The organism is Cryobacterium sp. Y50, from assembly GCF_002929805.1.
Lineage (GTDB): Bacteria > Actinomycetota > Actinomycetes > Actinomycetales > Microbacteriaceae > Cryobacterium.
Genome location: NZ_PJJM01000094.1, coordinates 67,598 through 83,394, shown reverse-complemented (window position 1 = coordinate 83,394; position 15,797 = coordinate 67,598). Strand labels below are relative to the sequence as shown.

Annotated in this window: 11 protein-coding genes and 1 tRNA gene; 2 read left to right on the top strand and 10 right to left on the bottom strand. The window is 63.8% G+C overall.

The window, feature by feature from the left end; translation table 11 throughout:
• Window positions 1-198 precede the first annotated feature (198 nt).
• Window positions 199-288, bottom strand: a tRNA-Ser gene (locus CXY73_RS12420).
• A gap of 86 nt (window positions 289-374) precedes the next feature.
• Between CXY73_RS12420 and CXY73_RS12415 the strand changes: the two genes are divergently transcribed.
• Together CXY73_RS12415 and radA are read left to right on the top strand one after the other, a co-directional pair.
• Window positions 375-1,154, top strand: a complete 780-nt coding sequence (locus tag CXY73_RS12415) for an SGNH/GDSL hydrolase family protein (protein WP_233198303.1) — start codon at window positions 375-377, stop codon at window positions 1,152-1,154.
• A 53-nt stretch (window positions 1,155-1,207) separates the two neighbouring features.
• Window positions 1,208-2,569 carry a DNA repair protein RadA gene (radA, locus tag CXY73_RS12410; protein ID WP_104136105.1) on the top strand — a complete coding sequence of 454 codons (1,362 nt, stop codon included), beginning with the start codon at window positions 1,208-1,210 and terminating at the stop codon, window positions 2,567-2,569.
• 147 nt (window positions 2,570-2,716) lie between these two features.
• Here the strand turns inward: radA and CXY73_RS12405 are convergent, their stop codons facing one another.
• From CXY73_RS12405 to lysS, 9 genes are all read right to left on the bottom strand, one after another.
• Entirely contained in the window at window positions 2,717-3,124 is a 408-nt protein-coding gene (locus CXY73_RS12405; protein ID WP_199185351.1) for a dehydrogenase, read from the bottom strand.
• A gap of 193 nt (window positions 3,125-3,317) precedes the next feature.
• The gene (locus CXY73_RS12400; RefSeq protein ID WP_104136111.1) at window positions 3,318-3,965 is read right to left on the bottom strand and encodes a hypothetical protein; all 648 of its coding nucleotides are present in this window, start codon (window positions 3,963-3,965) and stop codon (window positions 3,318-3,320) included.
• Window positions 3,966-4,096: 131 nt separating this feature from the next.
• Window positions 4,097-8,824, bottom strand: a complete 4,728-nt coding sequence (locus CXY73_RS12395; RefSeq protein WP_104177873.1) for an ExeM/NucH family extracellular endonuclease — start codon at window positions 8,822-8,824, stop codon at window positions 4,097-4,099.
• Window positions 8,825-9,035: 211 nt separating this feature from the next.
• Window positions 9,036-9,602 (bottom strand): amino-acid N-acetyltransferase, encoded by a 567-nt coding sequence (locus tag CXY73_RS12390; protein ID WP_104136116.1) that lies wholly within the window; start codon window positions 9,600-9,602, stop codon window positions 9,036-9,038.
• Between the two features lie 100 nt (window positions 9,603-9,702).
• Window positions 9,703-12,228, bottom strand: a complete 2,526-nt coding sequence (locus CXY73_RS12385; protein ID WP_104177872.1) for an ATP-dependent Clp protease ATP-binding subunit — start codon at window positions 12,226-12,228, stop codon at window positions 9,703-9,705.
• Window positions 12,229-12,388: 160 nt separating this feature from the next.
• Window positions 12,389-13,852 carry a cardiolipin synthase gene (gene cls, locus CXY73_RS12380; protein ID WP_104136121.1) on the bottom strand — a complete coding sequence of 488 codons (1,464 nt, stop codon included), beginning with the start codon at window positions 13,850-13,852 and terminating at the stop codon, window positions 12,389-12,391.
• Between the two features lie 5 nt (window positions 13,853-13,857).
• Window positions 13,858-14,037, bottom strand: coding sequence for a hypothetical protein (locus CXY73_RS12375; RefSeq protein ID WP_104136123.1), 180 nt, complete (start codon window positions 14,035-14,037; stop codon window positions 13,858-13,860).
• Window positions 14,038-14,071: 34 nt separating this feature from the next.
• Window positions 14,072-14,218 carry a hypothetical protein gene (locus tag CXY73_RS22325; protein ID WP_199184305.1) on the bottom strand — a complete coding sequence of 49 codons (147 nt, stop codon included), beginning with the start codon at window positions 14,216-14,218 and terminating at the stop codon, window positions 14,072-14,074.
• Entirely contained in the window at window positions 14,218-15,687 is a 1,470-nt protein-coding gene (gene lysS / locus CXY73_RS12370; protein WP_369831242.1) for a lysine--tRNA ligase, read from the bottom strand. The genes CXY73_RS22325 and lysS overlap by 1 nt, the downstream gene beginning before the upstream one ends.
• Window positions 15,688-15,797 lie beyond the last annotated feature (110 nt).

Below are 15,797 nucleotides of genomic sequence, written 5' to 3'. Positions count from 1 at the left end.
GAAACCGAATTCTCGAGCATTCACTGGCGCAATCGACGCGAACTGGACCGGCCCGAAACCTCCTTGTGATCACGATGCAGAGTGTTTTCTATGTCCAAAACTTTTTGAAGTGTGGGCAAAATGTGGGCAAAACGACCATCCGGGCAAAACGAAACCCCCTACTCCCCAGTGAAACACTGGGATGTAGGGGGTTTTTCGTGGCGGTACCGGTGGGATTTGAACCCACGGTGGAGTCTCCCCCACACGACTTTTCGAGAGTCGCACCTTCGGCCGCTCGGACACGGTACCGCCGTCGATCTTAGTAGAGACTGAGGTCCGACGCGAATCGGCAAACATGCAGCAGACACACGGATGCCGCGGAGTAGCCTCAGCGGGTGACCTCACCGACCCAACGCATCCGCTCTGCCATGGCTACCGCCGTCGCTGTATTCGCGGGCGGCATCGTGCTGGCCACGACCTGGTGGCGCCGCGACTTGGAACAGCAGAGGGCCATTCTCAACGAGACCCTGCCGGGACACTCAGCCTGGTGGCGTGACCACGCAAAGCAGTCGGGCGAGCTGCTCTACGTCGCGATCGGCGACAGTGCCGCCCAGGGTATCGGGGCGTCGAGCCCGAACAAGAGCTACGTCGGCGTGCTCGCCGATCACGTGCGCCTGGCGACCGGCCAGACGGTACGCGTTGTCAATCTCAGCGTTTCAGGCGCAACCGTGGCTTTGGCCGTACGCGACCAGCTTCCCCGCTTCGCCAAGCTGGAGGCCGACCTCGTTACGGTCGCGATCGGCGCCAACGATATCGCCCTGTGGAACTCCGTGGCGTTTGAAGCCGGCATCCGAACAGTGTTCGCCGCACTGCCGCCGCATGCCCTCGTCGCCGACCTGCCCTGCTTTCATCTGCCGCACAACGAGGTCAAAGTCGCCGTTGCCAACGAGATCATTCGCCGCGTTGCCGCCGAGCACGAACTGGCGGTGGTTCCGCTGCACTCTACGACCAAACGGGCCGGCTTTCGCAGCATTCTGACCCACGTCGCCAAGGATCTGTTCCACCCCAACGACCGCGGTTACCGCTCCTGGGCCGAGGCGTTCCTCCCGGCGGTCAGCGCCAATGCCGCCCACCGGTTATCGGCCGCCGACCCGCGGCACCAGGACGCTGACTAGAGCCAGCGTCCCGCGCAGAGTCGACTGTCGGTGGCCGCGGCTAGGCTCAAAATATGGCAAAATCCGTATCTTCTTTCCGCTGCTCCGAGTGCGGCTGGACCACCCTGAAATGGGCGGGCCGCTGCGGCGAATGCCAGCAGTGGGGCACCGTCGTCGATGCCGGCCAGACCGCTGGCAGCACTCGTAAGCTCAAGGCGATCACGCTCGTCGGCGATGGTGTCGCCCGTCCCATCACCCACGTTGAAACCGATGCCGCCGCTCACTGGCCGACCGGAATCAACGAGTTCGACCGGGTGCTCGGCGGCGGCATCGTGCCCGGCTCGGTGATTCTGCTCAGCGGTGAGCCCGGCGTCGGCAAGTCCACGCTGCTGCTCGAGGTCGCGTCGAAAGCCGCCGCTGCCAAGAGCCGCGTGCTCTACGTCAGCGCCGAAGAATCGGTGAGCCAGGTGCGGCTGCGCGCCGAACGCACCAATGCACTCGAACCCGAGCTCTATATCGCGGCCGAAACCGACCTCGGGGTCATCCTCGGCCAGATCGACGCGGTGAAGCCCGAACTCATCATAATTGACTCGGTGCAAACCGTCTCGAGCGCACTTTCCGACGGCTCACCGGGCATGCCCAGCCAGGTGCGGGAAGTCGCATCCACTCTCATTCGGGTGGCGAAAGACCGCAACCTTCCGGTGCTGCTCGTCGGTCACGTCACCAAGGACGGCTCGATTGCGGGGCCACGCGTGCTTGAGCATCTGGTCGACGTGGTCTGCCAGTTCGAGGGCGACCGACAGACCTCGCTGCGGTTCATTCGCGCGCTCAAGAACCGATTTGGGCCCACCGACGAGGTCGGCTGCTTCGAAATGACCGGCGACGGCATCGCAGAGGTGCCCGATCCGAGCGGCCTGTTCCTCAGTCGGGCCACCGATCCGGTCGACGGCACCTGCGTGACCGTCGCGTTGGAGGGCCGACGGGCCATGCCGGTCGAGGTGCAGGCGCTTGTAACCGACACTCAGGCGCCGAACCCACGTCGGGTCACGAGCGGCGTCGACTCAGCCCGCGTCGCCATGTTGCTCGCCGTGCTGCAGGAGCGCGCCGGCATGAAGCTCTCCACCAAGGATGTCTACGTGTCGACGGTCGGCGGAATCCGTCTCACCGAACCGGCCGCCGACCTCGCGATTGCGCTAGCCATCGCGTCGGCGTTCACCGGACTCGCAGTCGCTCACAATGTGGTTGCCTTCGGTGAGATCAGCCTCGCGGGCGAAGTGCGCGGGGCGCTCATGTCGAAGCAACGCGTGAACGAAGCCGTGCGCCTCGGGTTCACCACCCAAATCGACGCCGCCTGCGGGTCGATCCACGCGGCGGTTGCTCTCGCGCTCGGAACCAGCCGCAGCCCACGCGACGCCGAACTCGATCGGGCGTTCTAGACTCGGCCAACCACCCCGCCCATACGCGACCGTAGATGAGCGCTGCCCGAAAAGAGGGTGCAGGCTCGGTGCGCTGTGCTTGCGCCTGAACACCAGGCGGTTCAACTGACGCCTGCCTGATGCGCTGCCGCGTGCCCGGGCGAGGCCTCAGTCGGCGTCGCTCTGGCCGAGTTCGGGGCTCAGCGCCTTGAGCAGATCGGCCGGAGCGGCCTGCATCACGTTCGGCCCGGCGATGTCGAAGAACACCATTTCCAGGGTAGCGGCATGCACGGTGAGAAATTCCCGCAGCCACTGGCCGTCGCAGACCATGACCCGCGGATTCGGATCGTCGGGCACCACACGCGCGTAGTTGTCGGCGGCCGAGAAGAGCAGCAGCATCCGCTTGTCGGAGCCTTCGCGGCCGAAGACCCGCACCTGCGCTGCCTCCCCGTTGACGACGAGTTGCGGCACGATCATGTAATCGTTGCGCAGCGCATAGGCGACAGCGACGACGTCTTGCGCCGCCAGAGCGGCGGCGAGCGCCTCGGAACGGGTGTTGGCAGTCGTATCGGTCACCCATTCATTCAATCAGGCACAGCCGAACACGCCCAGCTGGCAGCGCATGCCACGAGCGAACGGATACCCGCCCCACGCTCGGCCCGGTGCGGCGCGGCCTTCGGAACGCTGCGCCGGAAACCCCGGGTCACCTTGAAGCAGTGGGGACGACGTGGCGCAGTCCTTCCGGCGTTACGTACTGTTCCGCCGACTCCTAGTTCAGAATCATCAACGCCGGGTCGGCCGCTTCGATGCCGTCCACGGTCACGTGCAGGTAGTATGACGCCCCGCCGGCCGGAACCGCGGTGCGGGTCTCGGTCTGGCAGGTGTCAACGGCCGAGCGGGTGCGATCCCAGCTGATCGGGGTTGCGAGCGGCATGACCACACCGGGCTTGAGTGTCACCTCGGCGTCGATCGGATTAGTCTGGCAATCGGTCGAGGTCCAATAGACGTCTTCACCACTCATCACGGTGAACACCTGCTGGGCGTTGCCGGCGTTGATAACGCAAGCAGTGGTGCCAATGTTGGTCAGACTCAGCGACAGCTGCGGCAACACGCCGGTCGCGTAATTCGTGGCGTCGGTGATGGCCGCGACCGCAACCGCGGACGGGTCGCAGGCCGAGCCATCGACGGCGGTGGTGACCTCGGGAATGGCGGTGGCGGCATCCGTTGGTGTGGCCGTCTCGGTCGTGGCTGCGCCTGGCTTTTTCGGGGAGTCGGCGTCGCTCTTGCTCACCCCCGGTTGCACGATGATAAGAAAGAGGATCACGAGCACGGCAAGCACGCCGAGCCCCACTACGAAACGTCGGCGCCGGTAGACTTTGCTGGACTGGCGGCCGACCGGTTGCTTGATCGACGACATGCCCCAAGGTTATTGATGTTCGGAGCCGGAAGCTGGCAATGGCGTGCGTGTCGGCAGCAATTGCCGCCGGAACACGCAGGGGCTCGCCCGCAACCGAAACGGTGCGAGCGGGCCCCTGCGATAACCGTGCCCTAGCGGTGCCCTGGTTTCGGCGGCTTCGGGGCCTTCTTGGCGTGTTCAACAGTGACGTCGGTCCAGCCGATTAGGTCACCGTTAGCATTCTGCGCGGAGACGCTGTACTTGCCGTGCTTGAGGCCGTCGGCGAGCGTGACGCTCACCGTGCCCTCTGCGCTGACGAGTAACCAGCCGCCGAGGTTGGCGGCCTTTTTCTTGTCATAGGCCCACACCGACACGTACTCTCCGGCGTGCTGCACTCCGACCTCGACAACGACCATGTCACCGGCCCGATAGGAGTTTTGGTCGGTGTCGATCGCGTTCCGCAGCTTCTTGGTGAGCTCCTTCTCCAGGGCTGCGGTGGGCGCATCTCCCGGTTCGGCGCTCACGGCAACCGCGATGGCGAGGCGCACAATGGTGCCCGATTCAACCGCGGTCATCTCGAGAACGCTGTTCTCCACGGCGTCGGCCGGCACCGTCACGGTGACCGTGGCCGTGCCCGTCGAATCAACGGATGCCGTACCCACGTCGGTGCCCGACCAGCTCAGCGCGAGCTGGGTGTTCTTCGGGGCGCCGAGCGAGGTGATATTGAGGCTGCCCACCGTGAAGGTGATCGTATCACCCAGGTTGACTGCGGCCGTGGGGGCGCCGGTGATCGAAGCCTGGTTGGCCTTGAACGACGGTGACAACGGGCTGTTGGCCTGGATGTAGGAGATCCAGGCATCACGGTCGACGAGGCCGGAATCACGGGTGTTCGTTCCGTTCTTGAACTCACGGAAGTTGTCGCCTCCGGTGAGCAGGAAGTTGAACGAACCGATGCGGTAGGACTGCGCCGGATCGATCTGGGCGCCGTCGATCCAGATGCCCGTGATGCGGCTTCCGGTATCTCTTGACGCGTTAAACGTGTAGTTCACGTTGTCGCTCAGACCGAGTTGCAAAAACGGACGGCTGGGAATGGTGCCATCGGCGTTGGTCTGCCACTGCTGCTCGAGCACAGTCTTGAACTGCGCGCCGGTAAGACTCGTCGTCCAGAGGTTGTTCAGGAATGGCAGCACCCCGTTCGCCTCGGCGTAGGTGACGACACCATCGGGTGCGAGCGAGAGGTCTGCGCGCATCCCACCGGGGTTGACGACACCGATCTGGGCGCCGCCGATGGTGGGGTCGGCCAGCGATGCGCGAAGCGAGTTTGCCACGAGCGTCCCCAGAGCGGATGGCGCCATGCGGTTTTCGGCGCACGGCGCGACTCCGCCGAGGCACGCCCTAGTGATGTCGGCGGTGACCGAACCCACGGGCACATTGCCCTGGATCGCGGCCTCGGCCAACGCGGCATTGGTGATGGTCTGAACCTCGGTGACGCGCGGGTACGCGGCCACGAGGTCGGCATCGGCAACGATCGAGCGGGCCACGTTGCGGTTCTTCACCGTGGTGGTGTCGCCGGAGGCCACGTCATAGCTGAGCACGACTTGGCCGATGTTCTCGCCGTAGCTGCCCGTCTGCAGCACCGGGCGCGTGACGCCGGTGGCCGCTCCGGGTACCTGGGCGTCCCACGCATACTGCTTGTGCGTGTGACCAGTGAAGATCGCATCGACCTCGGCCGAGGTCTCATTCACGATGCTCGCGAAGGCCCCGCCGGCTGCGAGTTCCTGCTCGAGCGTTGCGCCGTCGGGAGTCCCAGCGCCGGCACCCTCGTGGTACTCAGCGATCAGGACATCCGCTTCGCCGTTCGTCAGGTCGCCGTCGGTGAGCTGGGCCGCAACGCGGTTGACCGCTTCGACGGGGTCGCCGAAGCTGAGGCTGGCGATACCATTGGGCGAGACCAGGGTGGGGGTCTCCTCCGTCACTGCGCCGATCACTCCCACGGTGATGCCCGCCACGTCGAGGAGGGCGTACTCCTGCATCGCGGGAGTCTCTGTTCCCACGTTGTAGACGTTGGCCCCGAGATAGTCGAAGTTGGCAGCATCGGCCACTCGACCGGTGAGGTCGGAAAAGCCTTGATCGAACTCGTGGTTGCCCACGCCCGAGGCTGCGAGACCGAGGGCGTTGAGCACGTCAATGGTGGGCTGATCGTTCTGCGACGCCGACGCGAAGAGCGACGCGCCGATGTTGTCACCGTCCGAGAGGAACAGCGAGTTCGCGTCGCCGTACTCGGCCCGCAACTGCTCGACGGTTCCGGCGAACTTGACGGTGTTGGCGTCGATGCGTCCGTGGAAGTCGTTGATGTTGAGCAGGTTGAGCTCCACCGCGGTGGGCGTGGCCAGGTTGAGTCCGAGCACGACCGGGTCGTGGTCGGAGGAACGGAACGCGTCGGCAACGTAGAAGTCGGTCACGTTGTTGTTATAGCGGCTGTATTCAAGGGCCACCGATTCAACGGAGTTGATGTTCCAAATGTCGACGTCGTTCACCGTGGCATCCGCTTCGGGCGAAGCGAACACGTGGTCGAGCGAACCGACCGTACCGCCGAAGGCATAGCTGTACTCGCCAGTCTTGGCACCCTGGTTGATATACCCGGCGTCGGTGATCACCCTGATCGGGTCTTCCAGGTCGTAAGCATTGAAGTCACCCGTGAGAAACACCCGGTCGATGCCCGTGCTGGTTTTCAGCCCGCTGGCAAAGTCAACGAGGGCGATGGCCTGGTTCACCCGGGAGGCGTTCGAGGCACCCTGACCGTCATTCATGTCGGCGTCGACGCCGGTACCTGAGCCCTTCGACTTGAAGTGGTTGACGATGGCGAGGAACGAGCTGTCCGTGTCACCGACCAGCGCGAAGGCCTGGGCGAGTGGCTGGCGAGCGTTGCTGAAGGCCGCGGAACCGGTGAGGATCTTGGATCCTCCCACGGTTTCGACCGTACCGGCCTTGTAGATGAAGGCGGTGCGGATGACGTCTTCGTTGGCGGGAAGCTCAGTGGGAGAGGCCGCAAAAGCCCAGACCGTGCTGCCGACCGCTACGTTGAGGGCGTTTACCAGGTTGGCGAGGGCGTCGTCGCGGTCCTTGCCGAAAGCGGCCGAGTTCTCGATCTCCTCAAGCGAGACAACGTCGGCGTCGAGGGCGTTGATGGCCGAGACTATCTTGGCCTGCTGCCGTTCGAAGTTGACGGTGTTCGCGGCGCCGCGGGCGTCGCATCCGCTTCGCACGGTGATCGGGTTCCCGGCCCGGTCGTTGTAATACGAGCAACCGGAAAGGGAATCACCGACGGTGGAGAAGTAGTTCAAGACGTTGAAGCTCGCGAGACGGATGTCCCCGCCCACGTCTTCGGGAGCATCCGTTCGCGTATTGGCGAACGTAGCCGGTTGAACCGTGGCGGCGTTTGCGGCGGTCAGCGCCGCGGTGGGCTGGAATTTCCACGCGGCGTTGCGGTAGTCGAAGATCACGGGCTTGCTGAAGGTCACGGCCGCACCGATGCGCAGGGGATCGGCGACGGTGAGGTACGGCACCGGGGTTCCCTGGTTGGTACTGGAGAGGAAGTTCGTGCTCGCACCGTCATCGAGGGTCACTGCACGTGCGGCGTTGGCCGCGATGGCCGCCGTGTACTCGGCCGAGCCGGGCAGTGCCGCCACAGTCGGGTTCACCAGGGGTGTCGTTCCGGCGGCGAGGCCGATCTCGGCGTACTGGTTGGTCGTGTAGTTGTTGGTGACGGTGAAGTCGCCCTGGGGCGCGATCAGCATGCCCTCGAGGGTTTCGCGCTGTTGCATACTGGTGGGCAACGAGACCGTAGCCGGTGTCACCGACACAGCGGGGTCGGTGAGTTGGACGACATCATCAACGGTGCCGAAGGTCACCTCGGTCATGCCGAAGAATTCGACGACGGTGCCCACGACCTGTACGTGGTCGCCGATCTGCACGTTCGCGGTTGCCGAGTTGGAGTACGCGAAAACACCATGCGATGCGGTATGGCTTGCAAAGTCAACGTCGCCACCGGTCCCAGCGGTCTGCAGGTAGAACCCGTCGAAGCCGCCGGTCGGGTAGGCGGCCGTGACGACACCCGACGTCTTGATGACGGTTCCGGCCAGCGGGCTCGCGTCGGTCGTGCCTTGGATCGCGTTGATCGCGGTCAATTGGTCGGGTACCGGAGTCGGTTCGGGGTCTGGTACGACCGGGCTGCCGGTCTCGCCGGCCGTGTTCGTCGGCGTGGGCTCGCCCGAGCTGAAGTCGGCGGCGTTGACGTCGGTGTCAGAGAAGTTAGTGCGGTTCACCGACGTCGTAACGGATGCGTTGGCTGCTACCGTTCCCTCAAACGTGTTCGAGCTGCCGTAGCCGATTAGGTCCAGAATTTCGGCCTGCCCGGTGAGCGAGCCCGTGGCTGGTGCGGTCAGCGCCGTGGACTGGTTGGCGAAGAAGATCGTGCCGGAGCCAGCGGCAAAGGAGGTGCCGAAGGAGTCATCCGGTGTCGGCAGTACCGCGCCATTGGCGGCGTTCGAGCTTCCCTGTACGAGGTAGTAGCCGCCGGCGGCAATGGTGCCGGTGAGGGCGACGACCCCGGTCGGGTTCGACGTTCCGGTGGCCGAGCGATACTGAACCGACGTGCCGACAAGCGAGACGTCGGCATCGGTTGGGTTGTACAGCTCGACGAACTTGTTCAGATAGGTCGCGCCCGAGCTGCCCCCGTTGAAGTAGGCCTCGTTGATGACGACTCCGGTGCCGGCGGTATTGGCGCTGGCCGGTACGGCAATGATCGGAGCGGCCGCGAGGCTTACCCCCAGAAGTGTGGCTAAAACCAGCCTCGAGCGGCTGCGAACGGCGGATGACATGGATCTCCTCATTCATTGAACGATGGTGGTCTCATTGCACCCGGGGGTTTGCTCCCGTGATGTGGTGCCGGTCGGTGCAATAGTTCGCAGCCTAGTGACGGCCCATGACCGGGGGGTAAACTCCGCTCATTTTGCTCGTATGCGCAGCTGAAATCGGCGCCACGCAGCACAGATAGCCACGATCGGGCCGGTCACGCAGAATTCCGCCGGTTCAGGAACGAGTCAGGCGTTTCACCATGCGGGTGTTGCCGAGCGTGTTCGGCTTCACCCGAGCCAGGTCGAGAAACTCGGCGACGCCCTCATCGGACGACCGCACGAGTTCGGCGTAGACGGTCGGATCAACGGTTTCGGTACCCATGTCGCTGAAGCCGTTGCGGGTGAAGAAGCCGACCTCGAAGGTGAGGCAGAACAGTCGGCTCAGGCCGAGGCCCTGGGCATCCGCTTCGAGGCGTTGCATCATCGTGTAGCCGACGCCGCGGCCAAGCCATGTCGCGTCGACGGCCAGGGTGCGCACCTCGCCGAGGTCTTCCCACATGACGTGCAGCGCGCCGCAACCGATCAGGGTACCGGACGAGTCGACGGCGACCCGAAACTCCTGCACCGCCTCGTAGAACACGACCCGGTCCTTGCCGAGGAGAATGCGCTGCTGTACGAGCGGCTCGACCAGCGCTTCGATGCCGGGAACGTCACTCGTGCGAGCGCGGCGCACCGAATACTCCAGTTCGGGTTGTTCAGGTGCGGTCTGCTGCACTACGGTCACGCCGATCGGCCCTCTCATGTGGCTGTTTCAGGATCAAACCACCAGTCTAGTGAGGGCACAGAAAAAGCCCGGCAGACGCATCTGCCGGGCCCTTCTGTTGAAACTAGCGCTGGAACTGCTAGTCGCTAGTGATAGCCAGGTCGGGGGTGGCCGGACCGGTGCCGACTGCGGCTGCAGTGTTCACTCCGACGCCGACCGACTCTGCCCGGGTCGTCGTGGTGAAGACAAGCTTGCCCTCGACGAAGTCCACGTGCACGTGGTCACCGGCGTTGAGCTCGCCCTGCAGGATCTTCTCCGACAGGCGGTCTTCCACCTCGCGCTGGATGGCGCGACGCAGCGGACGAGCACCGAGCGTCGGGTCGAATCCGACCTCGATCAGGTGTTCCTTGGCCGGGACGGTGACCTCGACGGTCATGTCGCGGTCGAGCAGACGCACGCCGAGACGCTTGATGAACAGGTCGACGATCTGCAGCAGCTCAGGCTTGGTCAGCTGCGGGAACACGATGACCTCGTCCACGCGGTTGAGAAACTCGGGCTTGAAGTGCTTCTTCAGCTCGTCCTTGACCTTGCCGGCCATACGCTCGTACCCGGTGGTGCTGTCGCCTTCCAGCTGGAAGCCGACCGGTCCGCCCGAGATGTCCTTGGTGCCGAGGTTGGTAGTCATGATGATGACGGTGTTCTTGAAGTCGACCACGCGACCCTGACCATCCGTCAACCGACCCTCTTCCAGAATCTGGAGCAGGGAGTTAAAGATGTCGGGGTGAGCCTTTTCGATCTCATCGAACAGCACCACGGAGAACGGCTTGCGCCGCACCTTCTCGGTGAGCTGACCGCCCTCTTCGAAGCCGACGAATCCGGGAGGCGCACCGAACAGGCGCGACACGGTGTGCTTCTCGCCGTACTCACTCATGTCGAGCGAGATCATGGCGGCCTCGTCGTCGAACAAGAACTCGGCGAGTGCCTTGGCGAGCTCCGTCTTGCCGACACCGGTGGGGCCGGCGAAGACGAAGGAACCAGAGGGACGCTTCGGGTCCTTCAGGCCGGCCCGGGTGCGACGGATGGTCTTGGCGAGCGCCGAGATGGCCTCTTCCTGACCGATGACGCGCTGGTGCAAAGCCTTCTCCATGAAGACCAGCCGCGAGGACTCTTCCTCGGTGAGCTTGAACACCGGAATGCCGGTGGCCTGGGCCAGAACCTCGGCGATCAAGCCTTCGTCGACCACCGCGGTGGTCTTGACGTCGCCGGACTTCCACTTCTTCTCCAAGCGCAGACGCTCGCCAAGAAGGTTCTTCTCCTCGTCGCGCAGTCCGGCGGCCTTCTCGAAGTCCTGCTCTTCAATGGCGAGTTCCTTGGCGGCACGAACTACGGCGATCTTCTCGTCGAATTCGCGCAGCTCCGGGGGGCTCGACAGGATCGATAGGCGCAGGCGGGCGCCGGCCTCATCGATCAGGTCGATGGCCTTGTCCGGCAGGAACCGGTCGGAGACGTAGCGGTCAGCAAGGTTCGCCGCGGCTACGAGGGCACCGTCGGTGATCGAAACCTTGTGGTGCGCTTCGTAGCGGTCGCGCAGTCCCTTGAGGATGTTGATGGTGTGCGGCAGCGACGGTTCGTTCACCTGGATCGGCTGGAAGCGGCGCTCGAGCGCAGCATCTTTTTCGAAGTGCTTGCGGTACTCGTCAAGGGTGGTCGCACCGATGGTCTGGAGCTCACCGCGAGCGAGCAACGGCTTGAGGATCGACGCGGCGTCGATGGCTCCCTCGGCGGCGCCCGCACCGACCAGGGTGTGGATCTCGTCGATGAAGACGATGATATCGCCGCGGGTGCGGATCTCCTTGGTGACCTTCTTCAGTCGCTCTTCGAAGTCACCGCGGTAGCGGCTGCCGGCGATGAGAGAGCCGAGGTCGAGCGAGTAGAGTTGCTTGTCCTTGAGCGTCTCGGGCACATCGCCCTTGACGATCGCCTGGGCGAGCCCCTCGACGACGGCGGTCTTGCCGACGCCGGGCTCACCGATCAGCACGGGGTTGTTCTTGGTGCGACGCGAGAGGATCTGCATGACCCGCTCGATTTCTTTCTCGCGCCCGATGACCGGGTCGAGTTTGTTGTCGCGGGCCATCTGGGTGAGGTTGCGACCGAACTGGTCGAGCACCTGACTGCCGGCCGTGTTGGCCGCCTGCTCGTTAGCGCCGACGGCGACCTGCTCCTTGCCCTGGTAACCGGAGAGGAGCTGGATGACCTGCTGGCGCACGCGGTTGAGGTCGGCGCCGAGCTTCACCAGAACCTGAGCGGCGACGCCCTCGCCCTCGCGAATAAGGCCGAGCAGAATGTGCTCGGTGCCGATGTAGTTGTGACCGAGCTGCAGCGCTTCGCGCAGGCTTAGCTCGAGAACCTTCTTCGCCCGAGGCGTGAAGGGGATGTGACCGGTGGGCTGCTGCTGCCCCTGGCCGATGATGTCCTGAACCTGCTCGCGCACGGCGTCCAGCGAGATGCCGAGGCTCTCCAGAGCCTTCGCGGCGACGCCTTCACCCTCGTGGATCAGCCCGAGCAGAATGTGCTCGGTGCCGATGTAGTTGTGGTTGAGCATCTTGGCCTCTTCCTGGGCCAAAACGACGACGCGACGAGCTCGGTCGGTAAATCTTTCAAACATGTGATCGCTCCCTTGGCGCCAGGGCAGTTGGTGCCGTTACATCGAGAGTAGCCAGCCTGCGCCGCTCGCGCGTGTTTGTTCGCCGTAGGCGTGATGATGCAGACAGAGTGACGGATGCTGCGCGCACGCCCTGCGCGCAGCATCCGTTTTGCTACCGGCGCTACTGCACCGCGGAGGTCAGCCGGGCGAGGTTGTCGAGGATGGTCGAGCGCAGCGGCTGCTTGCGCCACTCCTCGAGGGTGAGTTCGCGGCTGTTGCGTCGGTTCTCGTCTTCCATGGTGCGCAGGTTGCGCACGAACGACGGGCCGCGCACCATGAGCGACACCTCCATGTTGAGGCTGAAGGAACGCTGGTCCATGTTGCTCGAGCCGACGACTGCGACCTCATCATCGATCGTGAAGTGCTTGGCGTGCAGAATGTACGGCGCCTTGTACATGTAGATATGCACGCCGGCGGTCAGCAGTTCCTCGTAATACGAGCGCTGGGCGTGATAGACCACGGCCTGGTCGCCGATCTCGGAGACGAACAGCTCCACGTGCAGTCCGCGCTGCACCGCGGTCGTGATGGCGTACATGACCGACTCATCCGGCACGAAGTACGGGCTGGTGATGATGATGCGATCCTGCGCGTAGTACAACAGTGCCAGGAACAGGCGTAGGTTATTCTCGCCGCGAAACCCGGGGCCGCTCGGAACGACCTGGCAGTCGAGGGCATCCGTCACCGGCCGCGGATGCACCGGCTCGATATCGCGGGTGAGCAGCTCGTTGGTCTCGCTGTACCAGTCGGTGATGAAGATCGCGTTGAGCCCAGACACGATCGGGCCCTCCAGCCGGGTCATGAAGTCTTTCCACTGCAGGCCACGACGGATGTTTCGGCGCATGTTGTACGAGCGGTCGATGATGTTCTGCGACCCCATGAAGCCGACCAGGCCGTCCACCACGAGCAGTTTGCGGTGATTGCGCAGATCAGGCCGTTGCCATTTGCCCTTGAACGGCTGTACGGGCAGCATGAGGTGCCAGGCGATACCGTCATCCGTCAGCCGCCGTTTGGTCTGCGTGAAACCGGGCTTGCGCATGGACTGGATGTGATCAAGCAGAACCCTCACGCTGACCCCACGCCGGTGGGCGCGCTCGAGCGCGTCGAAGAACGGCGCCGTGGTGTGATCGAGCGAGAGAATGTAGAACTCAACGTGCACGTATTTCTGAGCCCGGTCGATGTCGGCGATCATGGTGTCAAAAGACAGTTGATAGTCGTTGATCAGGCTCGCCGTGTTATCGCCGACGAGCGGCATCGCCCCGAGGTTGCGGTTGAGTTCGACGACCGATTCGAGCCAGCTCGGCCACGGGCGGTCGTGCTGCACCAAATCCATTCCGTCGGTGCTGTCGAGAATGAACCTATTGATTTCATCCTGCATCAACCGGCGCTTCTTCGGCAGTGTGCGATAACCGATCAGCAGGAACAACAGCACGCCGAGGTACGGAATGAAGAAAATGGTCAGCAGCCAGGCCATGCCCGACATCGGGCGTCGATTCCGTGGCACGACAATGATTGCTACGATGCGAATGGAAAAATCGACTATCAGGGCCAGCAGAACAGTGATGGTCACGCCATCAATGCCGAACATCGAACTTAGGTGACCGGTTTGTCGAGACCGAGCCGGGCGCGTTCTTCGGCTTCGATTTGGGCGTATACCTTACGTTCGGTGCGGTCAGCGCGCAGGATTGAGCGCATCATCAGCCAGAAAATGAGGCCAAGCGCAATGGTGGGTACGACCGAAAAGAGCGCGTTACCCCAGAAGTTCTCAATCACACCTCCAGACTACGCGTAAAGGCTGGGATACCCGCTACCTGGTGAGCAGTCCAAAGATGCCGCTGCCCAGAAAATAGACGCCGATGCCACCGACGATCACCCAGATCGCGATGCGGTTCATCGACGGCGGTTTGCGCCCGCCCTTGTCGGGCTCTAATTCATCTTTGGGAAGATAGCTCATTATTTCACCAGTGGGAAGAGGATCGTCTCGCGGATGCCGAGACCGGTCAGTGCCATCAGCATACGATCGATGCCCATGCCCATGCCACCGGTCGGTGGCATGCCATACTCAAGCGCGCGCAAAAATTCTTCATCAAGGTGCATGGCCTCGAGGTCTCCCCCTGCGGCCAGGCTGGCCTGTTCGATGAATCGTTCACGCTGCACGACTGGGTCGACGAGCTCGGAGTAGCCGGTCGCCAGTTCGAAGCCGCGCACGTAGAGGTCCCACTTTTCGACCACGCCGGCCACCGAACGGTGGCCGCGCACGAGCGGGCTCGTGTCGATGGGAAAGTCCATCACGAAGGTCGGACGCACGAGGTCGCCCTTGACGAAGTGCTCCCAGAGCTCTTCGACATACTTGCCGTGAATCGGGTGGTCGATCTCGATGCCTTCGCGATCGGCGAGCGCGACGAGGTCGGCAAGCGGCGTCTCGGGCGTGATCGTGATGCCGGCCGCCGTGGACAGGCTGTCGTACATGCCGATGCGGTCCCAGTCGCCGCCGAGGTCGAACAGTGTGCCGTCGGCCCAGGTGACCACGTGCGATCCAGCGATCGCGAACGCGGCATCCTGAATCAGCTTTTGGGTGAGGTCGGCGATGGAGTTGTAATCGCCGTACGCCTCATAGGCCTCGAGCATCGCGAACTCGGGCGAGTGGGTGGAGTCGGCGCCCTCATTGCGAAAGTTGCGATTGATTTCGTAGACCCGGTCGATGCCGCCGACCACGGCCCGCTTCAAAAACAACTCGGGTGCGATACGCAGAAACAGTTCGGTGTCGAAGGCGTTGCTGTGGGTCTGAAATGGGCGAGCGGATGCCCCGCCGTGCATGACCTGCAGCATCGGGGTCTCGATCTCGATGAACTCCAGATCGGTGAACGTCTTGCGCAGACTCGTGACGGCCTTCGACCGGGAGCGCACGTTGGTTCGGGCCTGCTCGCGGCTGATCAGGTCGAGGTAGCGGCTGCGCACCCGCGTCTCTTCGCTGAGCTCGGAGTGCAGGTTGGGCAGCGGCAGCAGCGCCTTCGCGGCGACCTGCCAGTCGGTGACCATGATCGACAGCTCGCCGCGGCGGCTGGAGATGACCTCACCGGTGACGAACAGGTGGTCACCGAGGTCGACCAGGTCTTTCCAGGCGGCAAGCGACTCATCCCCGACGGCCGCGAGCGAGACCATGGCCTGAATGCGGGTGCCGTCACCGCTCTGCAGGCTGGCGAAGCACAGCTTGCCGGTGTTGCGCAGGTGCACGATGCGACCGGCCAGGCCGACGATGACGCCGGTGGTGGCATCCGTTTCGAGCTGGCCGAATTCGGCGCGCACGGCCGGAATGGTGTGGGTCACCGGAACCGACACCGGGTAAGCACCGCCGGCCGGGCTCTGAGCTTGCGCGTTCAGGCGGTCGCGTTTGCCGAGGCGCACGGCCTTCTGCTCGTTCATTTCCACGTCGGAAAAGCCCTCGGCATCGTCGTGTGCGGCGGGCGGGGTGTTCTGGCTCATGCGGTTCTCCGTTGGTGCTGTCAGGTCAGAAATAAGCGGATGCTGCTGCG